The organism is Photorhabdus sp. HUG-39, assembly GCF_963878365.1.
Lineage (GTDB): Bacteria > Pseudomonadota > Gammaproteobacteria > Enterobacterales > Enterobacteriaceae > Photorhabdus > Photorhabdus kayaii.
Genome location: NZ_CAWNWY010000004.1, coordinates 174,489 through 197,652, shown reverse-complemented (window position 1 = coordinate 197,652; position 23,164 = coordinate 174,489). Strand labels below are relative to the sequence as shown.

The 23,164-nt window shown below is 39.8% G+C and carries 19 protein-coding genes; 16 read left to right on the top strand and 3 right to left on the bottom strand.

All coding sequences use genetic code 11. The features are described 5' to 3' along the window. Positions 1-39 precede the first annotated feature (39 nt). The 10 genes from AAC155_RS04920 (at position 40) to AAC155_RS04875 (ending at position 13,171) form a co-directional block, all read left to right on the top strand. Entirely contained in the window at positions 40-1,632 is a 1,593-nt protein-coding gene (locus AAC155_RS04920) for a serine hydrolase domain-containing protein (protein ID WP_113041244.1), read from the top strand. Positions 1,633-1,842: 210 nt separating this feature from the next. After that, positions 1,843-3,432 (top strand): serine hydrolase domain-containing protein, encoded by a 1,590-nt coding sequence (locus AAC155_RS04915; protein ID WP_113041243.1) that lies wholly within the window; start codon positions 1,843-1,845, stop codon positions 3,430-3,432. A 370-nt stretch (positions 3,433-3,802) separates the two neighbouring features. Next, positions 3,803-5,395: a serine hydrolase domain-containing protein gene (locus tag AAC155_RS04910; protein ID WP_113041242.1), complete on the top strand. Its 1,593-nt coding sequence runs from the start codon at positions 3,803-3,805 to the stop codon at positions 5,393-5,395. Positions 5,396-5,695: 300 nt separating this feature from the next. Then, positions 5,696-7,291: a serine hydrolase domain-containing protein gene (locus tag AAC155_RS04905; RefSeq protein ID WP_113041241.1), complete on the top strand. Its 1,596-nt coding sequence runs from the start codon at positions 5,696-5,698 to the stop codon at positions 7,289-7,291. Positions 7,292-7,590: 299 nt separating this feature from the next. After that, positions 7,591-9,183 (top strand): serine hydrolase domain-containing protein, encoded by a 1,593-nt coding sequence (locus tag AAC155_RS04900; RefSeq protein WP_191214745.1) that lies wholly within the window; start codon positions 7,591-7,593, stop codon positions 9,181-9,183. Between the two features lie 329 nt (positions 9,184-9,512). Next, on the top strand, positions 9,513-11,105 hold the full coding sequence (locus AAC155_RS04895; RefSeq protein WP_113041239.1) for a serine hydrolase domain-containing protein: 1,593 nt from the start codon (positions 9,513-9,515) through the stop codon (positions 11,103-11,105). Between the two features lie 463 nt (positions 11,106-11,568). Then, positions 11,569-11,919, top strand: a complete 351-nt coding sequence (locus AAC155_RS04890; RefSeq protein WP_229015597.1) for a hypothetical protein — start codon at positions 11,569-11,571, stop codon at positions 11,917-11,919. Between the two features lie 8 nt (positions 11,920-11,927). Then, complete coding sequence (locus tag AAC155_RS04885; protein WP_240002814.1) at positions 11,928-12,473, top strand: hypothetical protein; 546 nt, start codon at positions 11,928-11,930, stop codon at positions 12,471-12,473. Continuing rightward, positions 12,401-12,907 carry a deaminase gene (locus AAC155_RS04880; RefSeq protein ID WP_316250771.1) on the top strand — a complete coding sequence of 169 codons (507 nt, stop codon included), beginning with the start codon at positions 12,401-12,403 and terminating at the stop codon, positions 12,905-12,907. Before AAC155_RS04885 ends, AAC155_RS04880 begins: the two co-directional genes overlap by 73 nt. 84 nt (positions 12,908-12,991) lie before the next feature. Continuing rightward, on the top strand, positions 12,992-13,171 hold the full coding sequence (locus AAC155_RS04875; RefSeq protein WP_113041238.1) for a hypothetical protein: 180 nt from the start codon (positions 12,992-12,994) through the stop codon (positions 13,169-13,171). A gap of 190 nt (positions 13,172-13,361) precedes the next feature. On the opposite strand, the gene uxuA is transcribed toward AAC155_RS04875, so the two are convergent. From uxuA to AAC155_RS04860, 3 genes are all read right to left on the bottom strand, one after another. Continuing rightward, positions 13,362-14,540 (bottom strand): mannonate dehydratase, encoded by a 1,179-nt coding sequence (uxuA, locus tag AAC155_RS04870; protein ID WP_113041237.1) that lies wholly within the window; start codon positions 14,538-14,540, stop codon positions 13,362-13,364. 84 nt (positions 14,541-14,624) lie between these two features. Then, positions 14,625-15,386, bottom strand: coding sequence for an FCD domain-containing protein (locus AAC155_RS04865; protein WP_113041236.1), 762 nt, complete (start codon positions 15,384-15,386; stop codon positions 14,625-14,627). A gap of 118 nt (positions 15,387-15,504) precedes the next feature. Then, the gene (locus AAC155_RS04860) at positions 15,505-16,485 is read right to left on the bottom strand and encodes a TRAP transporter substrate-binding protein (RefSeq protein WP_113041235.1); all 981 of its coding nucleotides are present in this window, start codon (positions 16,483-16,485) and stop codon (positions 15,505-15,507) included. A 297-nt stretch (positions 16,486-16,782) separates the two neighbouring features. On the opposite strand from AAC155_RS04860, the gene AAC155_RS04855 reads away from it, so the two are divergent. Genes AAC155_RS04855 through AAC155_RS04830 form a run of 6 tightly spaced genes read left to right on the top strand, consistent with a single transcriptional unit; the run spans position 16,783 to position 23,148 of the window. Further along, positions 16,783-17,289, top strand: a complete 507-nt coding sequence (locus AAC155_RS04855; RefSeq protein ID WP_011144575.1) for a TRAP transporter small permease — start codon at positions 16,783-16,785, stop codon at positions 17,287-17,289. Positions 17,290-17,316: 27 nt separating this feature from the next. Further along, a complete protein-coding gene (locus AAC155_RS04850; RefSeq protein ID WP_113041234.1) occupies positions 17,317-18,618 on the top strand; it encodes a TRAP transporter large permease in 1,302 nt (433 codons plus the stop codon). Positions 18,619-18,657: 39 nt separating this feature from the next. Continuing rightward, positions 18,658-20,139 (top strand): fructuronate reductase, encoded by a 1,482-nt coding sequence (locus tag AAC155_RS04845; RefSeq protein ID WP_113041233.1) that lies wholly within the window; start codon positions 18,658-18,660, stop codon positions 20,137-20,139. Next, entirely contained in the window at positions 20,136-21,560 is a 1,425-nt protein-coding gene (gene uxaC, locus AAC155_RS04840) for a glucuronate isomerase (protein WP_113041232.1), read from the top strand. Before AAC155_RS04845 ends, uxaC begins: the two co-directional genes overlap by 4 nt. After that, positions 21,557-22,501: a sugar kinase gene (locus AAC155_RS04835; RefSeq protein WP_113041231.1), complete on the top strand. Its 945-nt coding sequence runs from the start codon at positions 21,557-21,559 to the stop codon at positions 22,499-22,501. Before uxaC ends, AAC155_RS04835 begins: the two co-directional genes overlap by 4 nt. Positions 22,502-22,518: 17 nt before the next feature. After that, the gene (locus AAC155_RS04830) at positions 22,519-23,148 is read left to right on the top strand and encodes a bifunctional 4-hydroxy-2-oxoglutarate aldolase/2-dehydro-3-deoxy-phosphogluconate aldolase (RefSeq protein WP_113041230.1); all 630 of its coding nucleotides are present in this window, start codon (positions 22,519-22,521) and stop codon (positions 23,146-23,148) included. Positions 23,149-23,164 lie beyond the last annotated feature (16 nt).

Here is a 23,164-nt window from a genome sequence, read left to right as displayed (position 1 = left end):
TATATATGTCTTGTTTTATAATCTTATATAAGGAAATTCATGATGAAATCGATGATATCTAAAGATAATATTAATTTATTTATCAAAAAAATAGATGAACTGGTTAATATTGAAAATGAAAAAAAAGGTGGGGCTTTCGCAGTTGCTATTATCCACGATGATAAGATAATTTATCAGCGTCATATCGGGCAGGCGAGCATTGAACATGCTGTGGCTATACAGCCTAATACTAAATTCTATTTGGCGAGTGCTTCAAAACAATTCACGGCTTTTTGCATAGCCTTGCTGGAGAAAGAAGAAAAGCTCAATGTCAAGGATAAAGTCAGTCAATATTTGGATTATTTACCCGAGCATTTCTCTGATATTACCATTGAGCATCTTATTCATCACACCAGCGGGTTACGGGATGTATTTTTACTTTATAGTCTGGCAGGTAAAAACTCAAGTTTTGACTACTGCAATGCTGATTTAGTGAAAAAACTGATCCAACGACAACAGACACTAAACGCTCCCATTGGGGAATATAATATTTATAGCAACACGGGCTATTATTTGCTGGGGGAAATCATCAGAGTGGTTTCAGGTAAGTCGTTAAAAAAATATTCAGAAGAAAATATTTTCGCTCCATTAGAGATGAAAGATACCATTATCTGTGATGATATAACCGAGATTATCTCTAATCGGGCGATGGGTTACACTTATAATGAGAATTCGCAACAGTGGATAAGAAGCGATATCAATAATTCTGTGACGGGTAGTGCAGCGGTTCACTCCACCGTGAATGATTTATGTCGTTGGGCTAAAGCATTTTATTCGCCATCTATTGTTCAGGATTTACTGCCTCAATTATCTCGTACACCAGATTTAACCAATGGCAATCGTAACAACTATGCTTACGGTTTGATTATCGACCAACGCGCAGGGCAAAGGATAATACAACACAGTGGTACCTATGCTGGCTTCAGGGCTAATATTTGTATTTTACCAGATGCTAAATTAGGTATCGCGATGACTGCTGCAACCGATGTTGATGTTGGTAAATGGACGGATAAGCATATTGATATATTGTTTAATACCGAAGCTGAGCCAGAAAAACCACATTGCTTAACCAGTGATATTGATATCACCGGTATTTTCCGAGGGATAGAGCCTTACCCTTATATTATTACTAAAGAAGATGTTTATCTTTTAGGTAATTTATTTACAAAAGGTAACCCGATTATTTTTAACTCTGACGGTACATTCCAAGAACAAGGAAGTAAAATCCAGTTCAGGCCCGTCATTGAAAATGACAGTGTTATCGCATTGGAACATATTGATGAAATTGGTAACGTTTTTTATTTGAAAAAGATGAACAATGAAGATAGTGTTGATATTCAGTTATTGTCAGGGCGATATTATAGTCACGAAACAGAGGCAGTAATTAATATTATAGCGTCTGGTGATGATATTTATATTGATGGGATTATCCATCCGGTAAAAAAAGAGGTTTTGCGACGTATTTATGGGAATAGTTATTTCTCTCCCAGTACTGAATTTGTTGTTGATTTTGAATTTGATCCTGACACGAATAAATCTCGTTTTTATATCGGTAATTCACGTTGCTTGAATGTGGAATTCGTTGAAATTTAGTCACAGGTTAGTAAATATATACCCTATAGATTTCAAGATGCATCGCGACGGCAAGGGAGTGAATCCAACAAAGAGGCAACTTGAAAGATGACGGGTATAGAATTAATATTATGAGGACCTAAAGATATTTTCTATTAGATACACTTTGTTCCAGGCAGAACGATTATATTTATGTTCTGTCTGTTTTTTATAAATATTAGGAGATTAATCATGAAACTGACAATATCCACAGATAATATTAAATTATTTATCAAGAAAATAGATGAATTAGTTAATATTGAGGATAAAAAAAAGGGTGGCGCTCTCGCCGTTGCGGTTACCCACGGTAATAAAACCATTTATCAGCGTTATATTGGGAAAGCGAGCATTGAACATGCTGTGGCTATAAAACCTAATACTAAATTCTACTTAGCGAGTGTTTCAAAACAATTCACGGCTTTTTGTATAGCTTTGCTGGAGAAAGAAGGAAAGCTCAACGTCAAGGATAAAATCAAACAATATTTGGATTATTTACCCGTGCATTTCTCTGATATTGCCATTGAAAATCTTATTCATCATACCAGTGGGTTACGGGATATGTTTTTACTTTATGGTCTGGCAGGTAAAAATTCAGATCTTGACTACTGCCATGCTGATTTAGTCAGAAAACTGATTCAACGACAACAGGCATTGAATGTCCCCACAGGGGAATATTATCTTTATAACAACACGGGCTATTATTTGCTGGGGGAAATCATCAGCGTAGTTTCAGGCCAGCCGTTGAAAAAATATGTAGAAGAAAATGTTTTCGCCCCATTAAAGATGAAAGATACCTTTATCTGCGATGATATAACCGAGATTATCTCTGACAGGGCGATGGGTTACACTTATAATGAGAATTCTCAACGGTGGATAAGAAGCGATATCAACAATTCTGTGGTGGGTAGTGCAGGGGTTCATTCCACCGTGAATGATTTGTGCCGTTGGATGAGAGCGTTTTATTCGCCATCGATTGTTCAGGATCTGTTGCCTCAATTATTCCGTACACCAGATTTGACCAATGGAAATCGTAACAATTATGCTTACGGTTTGATTATCAGTCAACGCGAAGGGCAAACGATAATACAACACAGTGGTGCTTATGCTGGCTTCAGAAATAATATTTGTATTTTACCGGATGCTAAATTAGGTATCGTGATAACCGCTGCAATAGGTGTTAATGTTGCTAAATGGGTGGATCAGTATATTGATATATTGCTTAATACCGATGTTGGGCCAGAAAAGCCGCATTACCTAACCGATAATATTGATATCACCGGTATTTTCCGAGGGATAGAGTCTTATCCTTATGTTATTACCAAAGAAGATGTTTATTTTTTAGGTAATTTATTCGAAAAAGGTAACCCGATTACTTTTAATCCTGACGGTACATTCCAAGAGCAAGGAGGTAGAACCCGGTTCAGACCTATCATTGAAAATGACAATGTTATCGCACTAGAACGGATTGATGAAAATGGTAATGTTTTTTATTTTAAAAAAATGAATGATGAAGAGAATATCGATATTAAACTATTGTCAGGGTGCTATTATAGTTACGAAACAGAGGCGGTAATTAATGTTATATCGGCTGATGAAAATGTTTATATTGATGCGATTATCCATCCGGTAAAAAAAGAGGTTTTGCGGCATATTTATGGGAATAGTTATTTATCCCCAGGAACTGATCTTATTGTTGATTTTGAATTTGATCCAGATTCAAATAAATATCGTCTCTATGTCAGTAATTCGCGCTGCTTGAATTTGGAATTTGTTTCGGTTTAATTAACAGGTTAGTAAATGCAAATTTAGGACAGTATTTCGTTAGTAGGATAGGATTGATACTATTGTGAGAGTCTGGAGATATTTTATATTAGATGCACTTCATCCTAGGCAGAACGGTTATATTTATGTTCTGCCTGTTTTTTGTAAACATTAGATCTAAAATGATTTCTGAAATCAAATAACTATTTATAAAAGTTAGCTAATTTTGATTTTCACCCACAGTTACTTTATATTGTCATCCATACATTAAATGATAATCATTATCACTTGGGTGTTTCTTGTTTACGCCTTATAGTTCTGCCCGCATATGTTGTATCACCAGATTGTATATATGTGCCCTGCTTGTATAACTTTAAATATTAGGAAATTAATGGTGGAACTGACAATATCTACAGATAATATTAAATTATTTATCAATAAAATAGATGAACTGGTTAATATTGAAAATAAAAAAAAGGGAGGGGCTCTTGCCGTTGCGGTTACCCACGGCGATAAAACCATTTATCAGCGTCATATTGGGCAAGCTAGCATTGAACATACTGTAGCTGTAAAACCTGATACTAAATTCTATTTAGCGAGTGTTTCAAAACAATTCACGGCTTTTTGCATAGCTTTATTGGAGAAAGAAGGAAAGATCAGGGTTAAGGATAAAGTCGGACAATATTTGGATTATTTCCCCGCAGAATTTTCTGACATTACCATTGAACATCTTATTCACCATACCAGCGGGTTACGGGATAAATTTTTACTTTATCACCTGGCAGGTAAAAATTCAGACTTTGATCACCGTCATATTGATTTGGTGAGAAAATTGGTCCAACGGCAACAGGCACTTAATTTCACGTCTGGGGAGTATTATCTCTATAGCAACACGGGCTATAGTTTACTGGCGGAAATAGTCAGCGTAGTTTCAGGTAAATCGTTGAGGAAATATGCAGAAGAAAATGTTTTTGCCCCATTAAAGATGAAAGATACCTTTTTCTATGATGATATAACCGAGATTATTCCTGATCGGGCTATAGGTTATGCTTATAATAAGAAGCTGCACCAGTGGGTAAGAAACGATATCAATAATTCTGCTGTGGGTGGTGGTGGGCTTCACTCCACCGTGAATGATTTGTGTCGTTGGATGAGAGCATTTTATTCACCATCGATTGTTCAGGATCTGTTGCTTCAATTATCCCGCACACCAGATTTAACCAATGGCAATCGCAACAATTATGCTTACGGTTTGATTATCAGCCAACGCGAAGGGCAAACGATAATACAACACGGTGGTTCTTATGCTGGCTTCAAATCTCACGTTTATATTTTACCAGATGCTAAATTAGGTATCGCGATTACCGCTGCAATAGGTGTTGATGTTTCTAAATGGGTGGAACAGAATATTGATATCTTGTTTGGCACCGATATTAAGCCAGAAGAACTGTATTGCCTAACCAGTGATATCGATATCACCGGTATTTTCCGAGGGGAAGAGCCTTATCCTTATATTATTACCAAGGAAGAGACTTATTTGTTAGGTAATTTATTCGAAAAAGGTAACCCGATTATTTTTAACTCTGACGGTACATTCCAAGAGAAAGGGGGTAAAATCCGATTCAGACCCATCATTGAAAATGACAGTGTTACTGCACTGGAACAGATTAATGAAAATGGCAATGTCTTTTATCTTAAAAAGAGGATTGATGACGGAGGTATCGATATTCAGCGATTGGCAGGGCGATATTATAGTCATGAAACAGAAGCAACGATAACTGTTTCCCCTTCTGGCGATGGGATTTATATTGATGGGGTAGTTTATATTGGTAAAAAGGAGGTCTTGCGGCGGATTTACGGAAATAGTTATTTTTCTCCCAGTACTGAACTGATTATTGATTTTGAATTAGACCCTAATAGCAATAAACCTCATATCTATATCAGTAATTCACGTTGTTGGAAGATAGAATTCGTCACAGTTTAATTTATAAAATGATAAATTAGAATTAGGAGCGATATGGTTATAGTAGAATGGAATTAATACTATTGAGGAGATAGAGATATTTTCTATTAGGTGCACTTTGTTCCAGGCAGAAATATTATATTTAGTTCTGCCTGTTTTTTTAAACATCAGCTCCGATAATTACTTTATATTGCCATTCACATATTAAATGATAACCATTATCACTTGGGTATTTCTTATTTACGTCCTACAGTACTGTTTGTATATGTATTGATATCAGGCCGTGTATATTTTATTTTGTAACCTTAAATAAGGAGTTTCATGATGAAATCTACTATATCTACAGATAAGATTAAGTTATTTCTCAAGAAAATAGACGAATTAGTTAATATTGAAAATAAAAAGAAGGGTGGCGCTCTCGCCGTTGCAGTTATCCTCGGCAATAAAATCATTTATCAGCGTCATATCGGGAAAGCCAGCATTGAACATGCTGTGGCTGCAAAACCTAATACTAAATTCTATTTGGCGAGTGTTTCAAAACAATTCGCAGCTTTTTGCATTGCCTTATTGGAGAAAGAAGGAAAGCTCAGCGTCAAAGATAAAGTTGGGCAATATTTGGATTATTTCCCGATAGAATTTTCTGATATTACTATTGAACATCTTATTTATCATACCAGTGGATTACGTGATGAATCTTTACTTTATCGCTTGGCAGGTAAAAACTCGCGTTTTGATTACCATGATATTGATTTGATAAGAAAACTGACGCAGCGGCAACGAGCGCTTAATTTTACGCCTGGCGAATATTATACTTATAGCAACACGGGCTATCATTTGCTGGCGGAAATCGTCAGTGTGGTTTCAGGTAAATCATTGAGAAAATATGCAGAAGAAAATATTTTCGCTCCGTTAAAGATGAAAGATACTTCTTTCTATGATGATGTCACAGAGATTATTTTTGATCGGGCGATGGGTTACACTTATAACAAGGAACCGAACCGGTGGGCAAGATATGATCTCAATGGTTCGGTGGTAGGTGGCACAGGGGCTTATTCTACGGTGAATGACTTGTGTCGTTGGATAAGAGCATTTTATTCACCATCCATTGTTCAGGAACTGTTGCCTCAATTATCTCGTACACCAGATTTAACCAATGGCAATCACAATAATTATGCTTACGGCTTGATTATCAGCCAACGAGAAGGGCAAAAAATAATACAGCATGATGGTTCCTATGCTGGTTTCAAATCTGATGTTTGTATTTTACCTGACGCTAAATTAGGTATCGCTATTACCTCTGCAACGAATATTAATGTCATTCAATGGATTGAACAGTGTCTTGATGTGTTGTTTAACACGAATATAATTGAACCGGAAAAACCACATTGTCTAATCTGTGATATCGATATCACAGGAATTTTCCGAGGAGCAACGCCTTATCCTTATATTATCACCAAAGAGGATTGCTATTTATTGGGTAATTTATTCGGAAAAGGCGAACCGATTACTTTTAACTCTGATGGCTCATTCCAACAGCAGGGAAGTAAAACCCGATTCAGACCTATCATTGAAAATAATAGTGTTATCGCATTGGAAAAGATTGATGAAAATGGCAATGTTTTTTATTTTAACAAGATGACTGATGACGATGTTATCGATATTCAGAGATTGTTATGGAATTATTATAGTCATGAAATAGAAGCAACGGTGACTATTTCTGCTTCTGGAGATGAAATTTATATTGATGGGGTTACTTATTCTGAGAAAAAAGAGGTTTTACGGCGGATTTACGGTAATAGTTATTTCTCCACGAGTACTGAATTTGTTATCGATTTTGAATTTGACTCTGATATGAATAAGCCTCACCTTTATATCAATGACTGGGGTTGCTGGAGGGTAGAATTTGTTGCAGTTTAATTTTTAAAGTGATAAATCAGAATGAAGAATGGCATTGTTATAACAGGGTGTAATTAATGTTGTTGAGGGCCTAAAGATATTTTCCATTAGATGCATTTTGTTCCAGGCAGAAATATTATATTTAGTTCTGCCTGTTTTTTAAACATCAGCTTCGATAATTACTTTATATTGCCATTCACACATTAAATGATAACCATTATCACTTGGATATTTCTTATTTACGTCTTACAGTACTGTTTGTATATGTATTGATATCAGGCCGTATATATTCTATTTTGTAACCTTAAATAAGGAGTTTCATGATGAAATCTACTATATCTACAGATAAGATTAAGTTATTTCTCAAGAAAATAGACGAATTAATGAATATTGAAAATAAAAAGAAGGGGGGCGCTCTCGCCGTTGCGGTTATCCTCGGCAATAAAATCATTTATCAGCGTCATATCGGGAAAGCCAGCATTGAACATGCTGTGGCTGTAAAGCCTAATACTAAATTCTATTTGGCGAGTGTTTCAAAACAATTCGCAGCTTTTTGTATTACTTTGCTAGAAAAAGCAGGGAAGCTTTGCGTCAAGGATAAAGTTGGGCAATATTTGAATTATTTCCCTGCGGAATTCTCTGATATTACCATTGAACATCTTATTCACCATACCAGCGGGTTACGGGATGAGTTTTTACTTTATGAGCTGGCAGGTAAAAATTCGGACTTTGATCACCGCCATATTGATTTAGTCAGAAAATTGGCTCAACGGCAACAAGCGCTTAACTTTACTCCTGGGGAATATCATCTGTATAGTAATACCGGCTATAATTTGCTGGCGGAAATAGTCAGAGTGGTTTCAGGTAAATCGTTAAGAGAATATGCAGAAGAAAATGTTTTTGCCCCATTAAAGATGAAAGATACCTTTTTCTATGATGATGTCACTGAAATTATCGTTGATCGGGCAATGGGCTACACTTATAACGAGGATTCATGCCGTTGGATAAGAGATGATCTCAACGATACAGTGGTCGGTGGTTCAGGGCTTCATTCTACGGTAAGTGATTTGTGTCGTTGGATCAGAGCCTTTTATTCACCATCGATTGTTCAGGATCTGTTGCCTCAATTATCCCGCACGCCAGATTTAACCAACGGTAATCGCAACAATTATGCGTACGGTTTGATTATCAGCCAACGCGAAGGGCAAACGATAATAGAACACGGTGGTTCTTATGCTGGCTTCAAATCTCATGTTTGTATTTTACCGGATGCTAAATTAGGTATCGCGATTACCGCTGCAATAGGTGTTGATGTTTCTAAATGGGTGGAACAGAATATTGATATCTTGTTTGACACCGATATTAAGCCAGAAGAACCGTATAGCCTAACCAGTGATATCGATATCACCGGTATTTTCCGAGGGGAAGAGCCTTATCCTTATATTATTACCAAGGAAGAGACTTATTTGTTAGGTAATTTATTCGAAAAAGGTAACCCGATTATTTTTAACTCTGACGGTACATTCCAAGAGAAAGGGGGTAAAATCCGATTCAGACCCATCATTGAAAATGACAGTGTTACTGCACTGGAACAGATTAATGAAAATGGCAATGTCTTTTATCTTAAAAAGAGGGTTGATGACGGAGGTATCGATATTCAGCGATTGGCAGGGCGATATTATAGTCATGAAACAGAAGCAACGATGACTGTTTCCTCTTTTGGCGATGGGATTTATATTGATGGGGTAGTTTATATTGGTAAAAAGGAAGTCTTACGGCGGATTTACGGGAATAGTTATTTCTCTCCCAGTACTGAACTGATTATTGATTTTGAATTAGATACTGATGCCAATAAACCTCATTTTTATATCAGTAATTCACGTTGTTGGAAGATAAAATTCGTTGCGGTTTGACGGATAGAATGGAATTGACATTATTGAGATTTTAAAGATATTTTTATTTAGATATACTTTTTACCCGGCAGAACTATCATATTTATGTTCTGCCTGTTTTTTGAAAATATCAGCACCAAAATGATTATTGACAGCGAATAACTGTTTGCAAAGGTTAACCAATTTTGATTTACAGCCGTAGCTACTTTATATTGCCTTTAATATATTAAATGATAACCATTACCACTTGGATGTTTCCTGTTTACGTCTTACAGTACTGCCCACATATATATCGCTATTAGGCTGAATATATATGTTTTGTCTTATAACCTTAAATAAGGAAATGCATAATGAAATCTACCATATCTACAGATAACATTAATTCTTTTCTCAAAAAAATAGACGAACTAGTTAATATTGAAAATAAAAAAAAGGGTGGAGCATTCGCTGTTGCTGTTACCCACGGCAATAAAACTATTTATCAGCGCCATATAGGAAAGGCTAACATAGAACATACTGTGGCGGTAAAACCTAATACTAAATTCTATTTGGCGAGTGTTTCAAAACAATTCACCGCTTTTTGCATAGCTTTGTTGGAGAAAGCAGGAAAGCTCAGCGTCAAGGATAAAGTTGGACAATATTTGGATTATTTCCCTGCGCACTTCTCTGATATTACCATTGAACATCTTATTCACCATACCAGTGGATTACAGGATCAATTTGGGCTTTATAATCTGGCAGGTAAAAACTCGGACTTTGACCACCGTCATATTGATTTGGTGAGAAAAATGGTTCAACGGCAACAAATGCTTAATTTTATGCCTGGAGAATATTATCTCTATAGTAATACGGGCTATAATTTATTAGCGGAAATAGTCAGGGTGGTTTCAGGTAAATCATTGAGAGAATATGCGGAAGAAAATGTTTTCGCCCCATTAAAGATGAAAAATACCTTTTTCTATGATGATATAACCGAGATTATCTCTGATCGGGCAATGGGTTATGCTTATAACGAGGCGTTGCGTCAGTGGAGAAGATATGATCTCAATGATGCGGTGGTTGGTGGTTCAGGGCTTTATTCTACGGTAAATGATTTGTGTCGTTGGATAAGGGCATTTTATTCGCCATCGATTGTTCAGGAATTATTGCCTCAGTTATCCCATATGCCAGATCTAACTAACGGCGATCGTAACAATTATGCCTACGGTTTGATTATTAGCCAACGTGAAGGGCAAACGATAATGCGACATGGTGGTTCTTATAGTGGTTTCAAATCAGAAACGTGCATTTTGCCTGATGCTAAATTAGGTATCGCTATTACCTCCGCAGCAAATACTAATGTCTATAAGTTTATCAGGCAGTGTCTTGATGTGTTGTTTAATACTGGTGTTACTGAACCAAACAAACAGCCTTGCCGGACCAGTAATATTGATATTACCGGTATTTTCAAAGGAATGGAGCCTTTTCCTTATATTATTACCAAAGAAGATTGCTATTTATTAGGTAATTTGTTCGAAAAAGGCAATCCGATTATCTTTAACGCGGATGGAACATTTCAAGAAGAAGGTGGGCAAATCCGCTTCAAACCTATCATTGAAAATGAGCGTGTTATTGCATTGGAACAGATTAATGAAAATGGCAATATTTTTTATTTGAAAAAGATGATCGATAAAGGTGATATCGATATTCATCGATTGTCAGGGCGTTATTATAATCATGAAACAGAATCGATTATCAATATTGAAGTATTAGGTGATGAGATTTATATTGATGCAATTATCTTACCGGGAAAGAGAGAAGCTTTACGGTGGATTTATGGGAACAGTTATTTTCTTCCGGCGACAGAGTTGATTATTGATTTTGAATTTAACTCTGATACAAATGAACCTCGTGTTTATGTTAATGATGGATATTGTTGGAAGATAGAATTCGTCTTGGTTTAATTGATAGGGTTGTAAATATGAATTAAGAACCGTGTTTTTCTAGAAGGATAAGAAAATTAGATTGAGATCATAAAGATATTTTCTATCTAATCTATTTATTTTCAGGCAGAACTATTATGACGATGTTCTGCCTGTTCGACATGATTTTGATATTTTAATTGCTTCATGGATTGTTTTTGGTTTATATTCTCATCGCTCTTGATATGTTAAGGATACACCTTTCCTCTAATTAGAGATACAATTTAGTCTTTATTATAATAGAAGGGAGGTAAATTTATGAAAAAGGGTAAATTATGTGATGTTAATTCATATTTCCTAATCAGAATGTACAGGGTATAGTAAATAAAAAGACTATATTTAGCTACGAAATTATATTTGTTTGAATGTTATTGCCCGTTTTTTACAAATGTAATTAACGGTTATTTTAAATAGAGTAAAACGATAATAGGCAGAAATACTTAACATGATTAATATAAATAAAACATATCCATATGAGGATGATCAGATACCTTGTGATTTTGATTCTGAGGTCGTTATTGCGTTAGTTGGCGCTGTAGGAACAGATTTGGAAATAATTAGAGATTCTATAACAAAGAAACTTAATGCGTTCAGGTATGATGTACAGGAGATAAGAATATCTTCTGAAATCATTTCGGTATTAAGAGATATTCCGTCAACAAGGGATAATTATGAAAGGATAAGTTGCTTAATGTCGGAGGGTAATTATTTAAGAGAGTCTAGTCAGGATAGTTCTATACCCTATGGATTTCAAGTTGCATCGCGACGGCAAGGGAACGAATCCCCGGGAGCATAGATAACTATGTGACCGGGGTGAGTGAGTGCAGCCAACAAAGAGGCAGCTTGAAAGATGACGGGTATATATTAGCATTGGCTGCGGCAGCAAAGATAAATAAAGGAAGAAGAAAGAAAAACACTTTACCAACACCATCGGTCAGGAAAGCATATATTATAAATTCTCTTAAACACCCGGATGAGGTCAATGCATTAAGGGATATTTATGCAAATGGCTTTTTCCTGATAGGTGTATATACTGGTGAATCACAAATATTAAGAAATCTTATTGTTGATAAATGTATTGATGAGGTAAAGGCTAAAAAATTGATCGATCGTGATTCTAATGAGGGGAATAAATGGGGACAGCATACCAGAGATACTTATGAGTTATCAGATTTCTTTATAAATTATGATGGAAATAAAAATAGGACCGACAATAATATATGGAGAATATTAGATCTTATTTTTGGTAATCCATATGTCACACCAACCTTTGATGAATATGCTATGTTTATGGCTTTTTCTGCTTCTTTACGATCAGGGATCTTTCCCGTCAGGTTGGTGCGGTATTAACCAAAGATAAGAATATAATCTCAACTGGAGCTAATGATGTACCACGATTTGGCGGAGGATTATATTGGCCTGATTATGTAGGAGATGCAATTGAAAATGCTGAAAATGGTAGAGATTATAAGATAGGTGAGGATTCAAATGCGAAACAGAAAAGGTTAATTATTGAAGATGTACTTAAAGGTATTGTAGATGAACAAAAGGAAGTATTTAAGGAATATCTCCTAAAAAGTAAAATAAAGGATATTACCGAATATGGCAGGGTTGTGCATGCTGAAATGGAGGCAATCTTGGCATGTGCAAGAAGTAACATTAGTACTCATAATGGAATATTGTATTGTACTACATTCCCTTGCCATAATTGTGCAAAACATATCGTTGCCAGTGGTATAACACGAGTTGTCTATATTGAACCCTATCCTAAAAGCAAAGCTTAGGATGCAGATGCTACCATTATCTTATGTAGAAAAAGAGTCACAATCAGTAATTAACGTGGATAACTTAATAGAGGAGTTAGGAAAATGACCGAGAGAGAAGAGTTTCTAGCTTATTTAGCCGAAATGAGAAAAATAGTTGAGCAATGGCCAGATTGGAAAAAAGTTGGATTGAGAACTCCTCGTAATCCACATATATCCCGTAGAGATAATATTGCGTTAAAACCTGGAGGTTATACGACTTTCACTAAAAACAAATTGGTATAACTTATTCTTACTTAATTGAAAAACAGAGAGTTTGATAAGGGTTTTCTCACTGTTAGAAAACTAATTAAAATAATAGAATAAGGTTTTATTTCAACACCTTGATAGACACATCGATGTGGGAAAATATAAAAAGTAACCCTTTTTAGGGTTACTAGTAAATATAGTGAATAACTTAAACTCATTACTTATTTTAAAAAAACGCTCGCCTTAAACCTAATTCCAGACCGCGAATTTCTGCCAGACCTTTTAATCGGCCAATGCAGGAATAGCCGGGATTAGTCTGTTTTTTCAGGTCATCAATTATTTGATGACCATGATCAGGGCGCATAGGTATCAAACGGTTATCTCCAGCCTTCTTACGGCGATATTCTTCACGCAGGATTTCCATCACTACATTATACATATCCACATCACCTGCCAGATGAGCGGCTTCATGGAAAGTTTTACTGTTTTCTTCCCGTTGGGTGGAGCGCAGGTGAGTGAAATAGATTCGATTACCATAGCATTTAATTATCTCGACCAAATCATTATCACCACGAACGCCATAGGAGCCGGTACACATGGTAATACCGTTAGCCGGGCTTGGTTCAATGGTTGCTAACCATTCAATATCTTCAATAGTGGAAATAATACGTGGTAAGCCCAGAATAGGACGCGGCGGATCATCCGGGTGAATTGCCAGACGTAAACCATATTCTTCACATACAGGAACAATCTGGTGCAGGAAATAAGCCAAATGTTCACGCAGTTTATCGCGGGTAATATCTTTGTAGCGATCTAATTGCGCCTGAAATTCTGCTAACGTATAGCCCTCTTCGGCCCCCGGCAGACCGGCAATAATATTAGTGGTGAGTTTCTTAATATCAGCAGCAGACATGTTGTCGTAATAGACTTTTGCCTGAGCTTGTTCTTCGACGGTGTAATCAGCTTCTGCATCTGGACGTTTGAGGATATAGATTTCAAATGCGGCAAAGGCAATTTGATCAAAACGTAGGGCTTTAGAACCATCAGGGAGTGAGTATTCCAGATCGGTGCGTGTCCAGTCCAGCACAGGCATAAAGTTATAGCAGACGGTATCGATGCCACATTCCGCCAAATTTTTCAGTGAAGTTTTGTAGTTATTAATCCATTGCTGATAGCGACCGGTCTGAGTTTTAATCTCTTCATGGACAGGTACACTTTCAACAACTGACCAGATAAGCCCCTTATTTTCGATGAGGGTTGTACGGGCCAAGATTTCGTCTTTGTTCCAAACGTGTCCGTTAGGAATATGGTGTAATGCGGTAACGATGCCAGTTGCACCAGCCTGACGGATATCATCTAAAGAAACAGGGTCATTTGGGCCGAACCAACGCCAGGTTTGTTCCATTGTTATCTACCTTTGCATAACTTCAGAATGAAAAAAATCCACCAGAATAATTGGATATAAAAAATTATTAATTATGTCGTTAAATTAATTACGCCTCTTTGCTATTTCATAGGGATATGAATTAAAGAGATAACCGTCGAAATAGGGATCGTCAACATCAGACAATTCCAGTAAACGTAATTTCACATTCTCCAAATGTTGCCACATTGCTTGTTTGGCCGCCGCCGGATCTTTTTTGATCATGGCGGATAAAATGATCTGATGGTCATGCAGCCATTCTTTACGATAATCTTTATCGGTAATTCGAGTGTGCAGTTTCTGCCACATGGGATTATTTTCTCGCCATGCCCAAGATTGTTTAAGCAGTTCAACTAACATGCTGTTATGGGTTGCTTCCGCAATCGCCAGATGGAATTCTCTGTCGCCGGATTCATCTTCACCGGAGGCTAAATCTTCGGATTCCTTTTGCAAGGCTCGACGCATATTCGCAATGTTATTTGGTGTCACTTGCATGGCGGCAAATTCGGCAATATTACTTTCCAGTAATTGGCGAGCTTGTAATAACTCAAAAGGTCCTGCTGCGTTAACTGAGAATGAAGAGGAAGTGGGTAGGTGAGGGCGGTTAATAATATAGATCCCGGAACCTTTGCGGACTTCAATAAGGCTTTCTAGTTCGAGCATAATTAATGCTTCACGCACAACGGTTCTGGAAACCTGTAGTAATTCAGCAAGTTCTCGCTCCGGTGGTAAGCGATCCCCGATACGATATTGCTGGTTGGCAATCATCTCTCTTAATGAAATGCCAACTTCTTGGTAAGGACGTTTTGGCTCAAGTAAATGCTTCATGGTGTCACTATTGTTGTCGTGATTATCGATGGTATTGTATGGATAATAGTCAAAAATAGAAATTGGTCAACCAAAAATGCCGCTCAAGGGCGAAGGCCATTTGGCCTTCGCCAATGATTTATCTGACTGCGCGGATGCGCTCTACCATACGGTAAAGCATTGGGTCGCTTTTCTTAATGTCGTCGTACATCGGTTTGACCGCCTCTTCAAACGATTTTTGATCCACATCGACGAACTTAACGCCAATTTTCTCTGCATTCTGGCGCTCTTTCTCCTCTGATTTTTCCCATAATTTCGTCATATATTGAGAAGAGTTAATGGCCGCGTTTATAAGAATTTTTTGTTGTTCTGCTGACAGCTTATTTAGCGATTTAGTCGAAATAATAAGGACGTCTGGCACCATAGTATGGTTATCCAGCGAGAAGTATCGGGCAACTTCACTGTGACGGCTCAGGCTAAAAGAGGGAATATTATTTTCTGCGGCATCTACCACACCCTGTTGTAGAGCAGTATACAGTTCGCCGTAAGCCAGCGGAGTTGGGTTACCACCTAAATTTTTCACCATTGAAATGGCTGTTGGGCTAGGCTGAACCCGAATTTTCATGCCTTTTAGATCCTCTGGCGTGCGGATAGGTTTTTTGGCGTAGAAGCTACGAGCGCCGGCTTCATAGTAGGTTATGCCAATAAAGCCACGGTTTTTGCTGGATGCCAGAATCTCTTTACCAATCTCACCGTTTTTAATTTTTTCGTAATGGGCTTTATCGCGGAACAGATAAGGTAAGTTAAAAGCAGAATAAGCGGGCGAAAAAGCTTCCAGTTCTGCGGCATTGGATTTGACTAAATCCAATGCGCCATTTTGCATCAGTTCCATCGATTCCCGCTGGTTACCCAATTGTGCGTCTGGATAGATACGAATACGAACATCACCATTCGTTTTTTGGCGAACTTCATCTGCAAACTGAGTCATTGCCTTGTGCACTGCATGATCGCGGTTATGGTTATGGCTGAGTTTTAATGTTGTTACTGCCGTAACTTGTGACGCGCTTAAGGCAAATATCGCACCGATTACAGTAGATAAAATACGCTTAGAATTGCTCATTGTTCGTTCTCCAATTGTTGTAAATAGGTTACGGGCACAACTGAACTGATGGTCAAACCATAAGCATCACTTCGGATTTCGTCAAAAAGTAAAAGTAATTTGGTTGACCAATGTCACAAAATAATCGGCACAAGTGGTGAACCAGTCAGTTTGTGATCCCGCTCACTGGATGTTTTTTTGACCTGGATCTTATAATCCAAGTAACGTAAAGCTTCCTTTACTGATTTTGGTCAGACAGTTTGTCCTATTTGGTCGATCAAATAGGGCGCACGTTGAGGCCAATAAGGACAAAGCCCCGTGAAAAACCTTGTGTATTGCCTCAATAAAGGTTTGGCATTTTTTACCGTCAGCCTTTCCGTTTTTTTGGTGTTTTGTGTCACATGGCAGGTGGTTTCCCGCTATGTGTTTGGTACGCCAAGTACGGTAACGGATGAACTCGCTCGTTATCTGTTTATGTGGGTCGCCATGATTGGCGCGGCATATACCACAGGTCAACATCGCCATTTAGCTATCGACCTGTTAACGATGAAACTTAAGGGAATAGGCAAAAATAGTGTGGGTTTGGTGATCCAGGCCGCGATCATGCTGTTTGCTTCGATCGTGCTGGTGTATGGCGGATCGGTACTGGTGATCTCAACCCTTGAAACCGGGCAGATCACGCCCGCGCTGGGATTACCGATGGGATATGTCTATTTATGTCTGCCAATTAGCGGTGTTCTGATGATCTGCTATGTGCTAGTAGACATTGTTGCTCTTATTCGGAATTTTTCAGGTAAAGACGCGGTTATTTCTGAAAATCAATAAAGTCACCAGGCAGAAGGGGATGGGCTTATGGATTGGCAAGTGGTTTTAGCGTTGTTCGGTAGTTTTGCCGTGTTGCTGGCACTGGGTGTACCGGTATCCTTTGCGATTGGTTTGTCATCATTACTGGCAATTATGATGACTTTACCAATGGAAGCGGCGATTACCGTGGTTGCTCAACGTATGGCAGTCGGTGTTGATAACTTCTCTTTGCTCGCTATCCCGTTCTTTATTCTGGCGGGAAATATTATGAATCAAGGGGGAATCGCTGCCCGTCTAATTAATCTGGCGAAAGTCATGGGCGGCCGTTTGCCCGGTTCTCTGGTGCACGTCAATATTATAGCGAATATGTTTTTCGGTGCGATTTCGGGCTCAGCAGTGGCATCGGCTGCGGCGGTCGGCGGAACGATGGCACCAATGCAGAAAAAAGAGGGTTATGAGCCGGAATACTCCGCTGCTGTAAACATTGCTTCCTGTCCTGCCGGTTTGTTGATCCCGCCAAGTAATACTTTGATTGTTTACTCACTGGTTTCTGGTGGCACATCAATTGCCGCACTGTTTTTGGCGGGTTATATTCCCGGTATTTTGATGGGGGCATCTTTGATGATTGTGGCGGCAATCATTGCCAAGCGCCGTGGTTATCCGGTATCACCCAAGCCGACATGGAACGAATTTTTCACCACATTAGTTCGTGCATTGCCTTCTCTGATGCTGGTTGTGGTTATTATGGGAGGGATCATTGCCGGTATTTTTACCGCCACAGAAGCCTCGGCGATTGCTGTGTTGTACAGCTTTATATTGGCAGTATTGATTTATCGTGAAGTCAGTATCACTAAACTACCCAAAATCATTCTGGATTCTGCGGTGACCACTTCCATTGTTTTGTTGCTGATTGGTGCATCAATGGGCATGTCTTGGGCAATGGCGAATGCGGATCTGCCCTATTTAATCGCTGATGCACTCATGGCGTTTTCTGAAAACCCTCTGGTTATTCTGCTGGTCATTAATCTGGTTCTGTTGTTGGTCGGAACCTTTATGGATATGACACCGGCGATTCTGATTTTTACGCCGATTTTCCTGCCAGTAGCGCAGAATATGGGCGTTGATCCGGTACATTTCGGCATCATTATGACCTTCAACCTAGCTATTGGTATTTGTACACCGCCGGTAGGGAGTGCGCTGTTTGTGGGTTGTTCTATCGGTGAGGTCAGCATTAATAAGGTATTGAAACCGTTAGTTCCCATGTATTGCGCTTTGGTTATCGCGTTGATGTTGGTGACCTTCATACCGCAACTGAGCTTGTGGTTGCCTCAGATGTTACTGAATTACTAAGCATTCAGGTCATCCGCGTCATTAAACAGGAATTGTTCTATGATCCGTAATATAGCCAACAGCAAAATTAATCCCGCTATTTCTCTGCCTTCTTATGATCGTCAGAAGTTGGTTGCCCGTATTGTCCATCTGGGATGTGGCGCTTTTCACCGCGCACATCAGGCGGTTTTTACTCATCATATGTTGGAAAAAACGGGCAGTGATTGGGGAATTTGTGAAGTCAGTTTGTTCTCCGGTCATCGGTTGATTCAGCAACTTAAACAGCAGGATTGCTTGTGTACCATTGCGGAGAAAGGGGCAGAGAAAACGGAGCTAAAAATTATCGGCTCTATGATTGATGCCTTGCATCCTGAGTTTGTGGGTCAGCAAGGTATTCTGGAAACTATAGCGCAGCCGCAAGTGGCGATTATTTCTCTGACGATTACCGAAAAAGGGTATTGCATCGATGCAGCCAGCGGCAAGCTGGATGTGAATAATGCATTCATTCAACGGGACTTAGCTAACCCAACCGAACCGACATCGGCCATTGGTTATATTGTCGAGGCGCTTCGTCTGCGTTATGAACGTGACTTGCCGCCATTGACGGTGATGTCCTGCGATAATGTCAGAGAAAATGGCAAAGTTGCCCGTGAAGCGGTGGTGGATTTTGCCCGTTTGCGTGATGAAAAGTTAGCCCAATGGATTGAACTGAATGTGACTTTTCCATGCACAATGGTTGACCGGATTGTTCCTGCGGCCACATTAGAATCGTTGGAGGAGATAGCTGAACAGTTGGGGGTCTATGATCCGTGTGCAATCACCTGTGAACCTTTCCGTCAGTGGGTGATTGAGGATAATTTTGCCAATGGCCGCCCAAACTGGGATGTGGCAGGAGCTCAATTCGTTAAAGATGTGGTGCCTTTTGAAACCATGAAATTACGGATGTTAAACGGTAGCCACTCATTTTTAGCCTATCTGGGCTATTTGGCAGGATATACATATATTGCTGATACAATGGCGAACCCCGATTACCGGCAAGCTGCCTTGGATCTGATGCTGAAAGAACAAGCGCTAACTTTGACGATGCCGGTAGGAACCGATCTTTTCCAGTATGCTCATCTGTTGATTGAGCGTTTTAGTAACCCTAACCTTAAGCATCAAACCTGGCAGATAGCAATGGATGGCAGCCAGAAGCTGCCACAACGTATGTTTGATTCTGCCACTTATCATCTGGCAAACGGCAGCGATTATCGCCATTTAGCCTTGGGTATCGCCGGGTGGATGCGTTATGTCAGCGGAAAAGATGAACAAGGCAAATTGATTGATGTGCGTGATCCACTCGTTGAGCAATTTAAATCTATTTATCAGCAATATGGGTTATCTGCTGATGTAGTACCCGCGTTGTTGGCGATTTTTGGCAACCCAGTGTTAGCTAATCCGCATTTTGTCCGGGCAGTGACCGCAGCTTATCAATTATTATTGGATTGCGGCGCTCGTCATGCTGTGGCGGCACTCGATTTAGCTCACAGGAAAAAGAGATGAAAAATTTTATGGGTGAAGATTTTCTTCTGAACAATGAAACTGCCCGTCAGCTATATCATGAACATGCCGCAGATATGCCGATTTATGATTATCACTGTCATCTTAATCCGCGTGAAATTGCTGAAAATCGCCGGTTTGATAACCTTGGTCAGATTTGGTTGGAAGGGGATCACTACAAATGGCGGGCTATGCGCTGTGCGGGTATTGATGAATCACTGATTACCGGCAAGCAAACCCGTGATTATGAAAAATATCAGGCATGGGCAGAAACAGTACCGTTGACCTTAGGAAATCCGCTTTATCACTGGACACATCTAGAATTACGTCGTCCATTTGGTATTAGCGGGATATTGTTTGGGCCGCAAACCGCGGATGAAATCTGGCATCAATGTAATGAAAAGCTGGCAACCCCGGCGTTTTCAGCGCGTGGCATCATGCAGCAAATGAATATACGTATGGTTGGAACCACGGATGATCCGGTAGATTCTTTGCAATATCACCGCCAAATCGCGACAGATGAGAGTTTCGATATCGAAGTATTACCAAGCTGGCGTCCTGATCGGGTATTTAAAATCGAGCTGGCGGGTTTCATTGACTATATCAAACAGCTTGAAGCCGTGGCTGATGTATCGATTGCTGCTTTTGCTGATGTGTTGAACGCGTTGGAGCGTCGGCTTGAGCATTTTGCTGCTCATGGCTGCCGGGCTGCTGATCACGGCATAGAAAATTTGCGCTATGCTCCTATTCCTGATGAAACGGTATTAAATGGCATCCTGCAAAAACGGCTGGCAGGGGGCATTCTCTCTGAGCTTGAAATTGCACAGTACACCACGGCGATTCTGGTCTGGCTTGGCCGGCAATATGCCGCCCGTAGTTGGGTGATGCAAATGCATATCGGCGCTATTCGCAACAATAATAGCCGGATGTTCCGCTTACTTGGCGCGGATAGCGGCTTTGATTCCATTGGTGATAACAATATTGCTTGGCCGCTATCTCGCTTGCTGGATAGTATGGATGTGACGGATGAGTTGCCGAAAACGATTCTTTACTGTCTGAATCCACGAGATAACGAAGTGATTGCTACGATGGCCGGTAACTTTCAAGGTGGCGGTATCGCCGGTAAAGTGCAGTTTGGTTCGGGCTGGTGGTTCAATGATCAGAAAGATGGCATGTTGCGTCAGCTTGAACAACTTTCCCAACTTGGGTTGCTGAGTCAATTTGTTGGTATGTTGACCGATTCTCGTAGCTTTCTTTCATACACGCGGCATGAATATTTTCGCCGCATTCTGTGTAATGTGTTAGGGCAATGGGCAGAAAAGGGCGAAATTCCTAACCACAAAGCCATGTTAGGGCAGATAGTTGAGGATATTTGTTTTAATAACGCCCGCCGTTATTTTGCTTTGCCGGGAGAAAATCTATGAAGCAGATTGCACTCCTTGGTGAATGTATGATCGAACTTAATGGTGCCCCTTTTTCGACCATGCATCAGACTTTCGGTGGTGATGTCTTGAACAGTGCGGTTTATTTAGCACGTGCAAGCCGACAGAAGATTGCTGTTCATTTTGTGACTGCGTTGGGCTTGGATTCGCTCAGTGAAGGGATGATCACACGTTGGCAAGACGAGGGTATTCGCACCCATCTGATTTTGCGTGATCCGGTTCGCCAACCGGGACTGTATTTGATTCAACTTGATGGACAGGGAGAGCGCACCTTTCTGTACTGGCGTAATAATTCCGCTGCCCGTTATATGGTGCGCCATCCTGATTTCTCTTCGGTTATGCAAGCATTACAGCAGATGGATGCCATTTATCTCAGTGGTATCAGTTTGGCTATCTTGCCTGTTGATGATCGTGAAAAGCTACTAAACTTGCTGGCTGAGCTGGCTGCTCAAGGAAAAACCATCATTTTCGACAGTAATTATCGTTCGGCATTATGGCAAAGTGTGGAGGAAACCCAAGTTTGTTATCAGAAATTACTCGCCTTTACCTCATTGGCACTGGTGACAGATGACGATGAATGTAAGCTGTGGGGCGATAAATCGGTTACAGCAACCATGATTCGTCTTAAACAAGCAGGCGTTAAAGAAGCCGTGATTAAAGCGGGGGCTGCCGGTTGCTATTATCAGCATTTGGTACAGGATACTCCGATTGAGCTGATCCCAACGGTGCCGGTTGTTAACGTGGCCGATACCACGGCGGCGGGAGACGCCTTTAATGCTGGGTTTCTGGCAGGATTTCTGACGGATTGTCCGATACAACAAGCGGCAATTATGGGGCATTGTCTGGCTGGTACCGTTATTCAGCATAAAGGGGCGATTATTCCAATCAGTGCAACTCAAGCAGTGACTGACAGTTTCTTTTAACAGCGGAGAGAAAATTGATGAAACAGATGATTGAACAGTTACGCCAGTTAAAAATTGTACCTGTGATTGCTGTTGACCGAGCGGAAGATATTATTCCGTTGGGTAAGGCATTGGCTGACAACGGCTTGCCGGTAGCCGAAATTACTTTCCGTTCTACGGCAGCGGCGGAAGCTATTCGTTTGTTGAGAGCAGCTCAGCCGAATATGCTGATTGGTGCAGGTACTGTTCTGAACCGTGATCAGGTGGTTGCTGCAAAACAGGCTGGCGCTGATTTTATGGTTTCGCCGGGTTTTAATCCAAATACGGTCAAAGCCTGTCAGCAATTGAATATTCCTATTATTCCGGGTGTGAATAATCCAAGTGCGATTGAAGGTGCAATGGAATTGGGGCTAAAACTATTGAAATTCTTCCCGGCAGAACCTTCCGGCGGTTTGCCAATGATTAAAGCGATATTGGCACCTTATACTGAATTGCAAATTATGCCGACTGGGGGAGTCGGACCAAATAATATTCGCGATTATCTTGCTGTACCGCGTATTGTGGCGTGTGGTGGTTCATGGATGGTTAGTCAAGCGCTGGTGGAGAGCAGAAATTGGCAGGAAATCGGTCGCCTGACTCGTGAAGCGGTGGATTTGGTGAATACTTAAGGAATAGTGGTTCTTG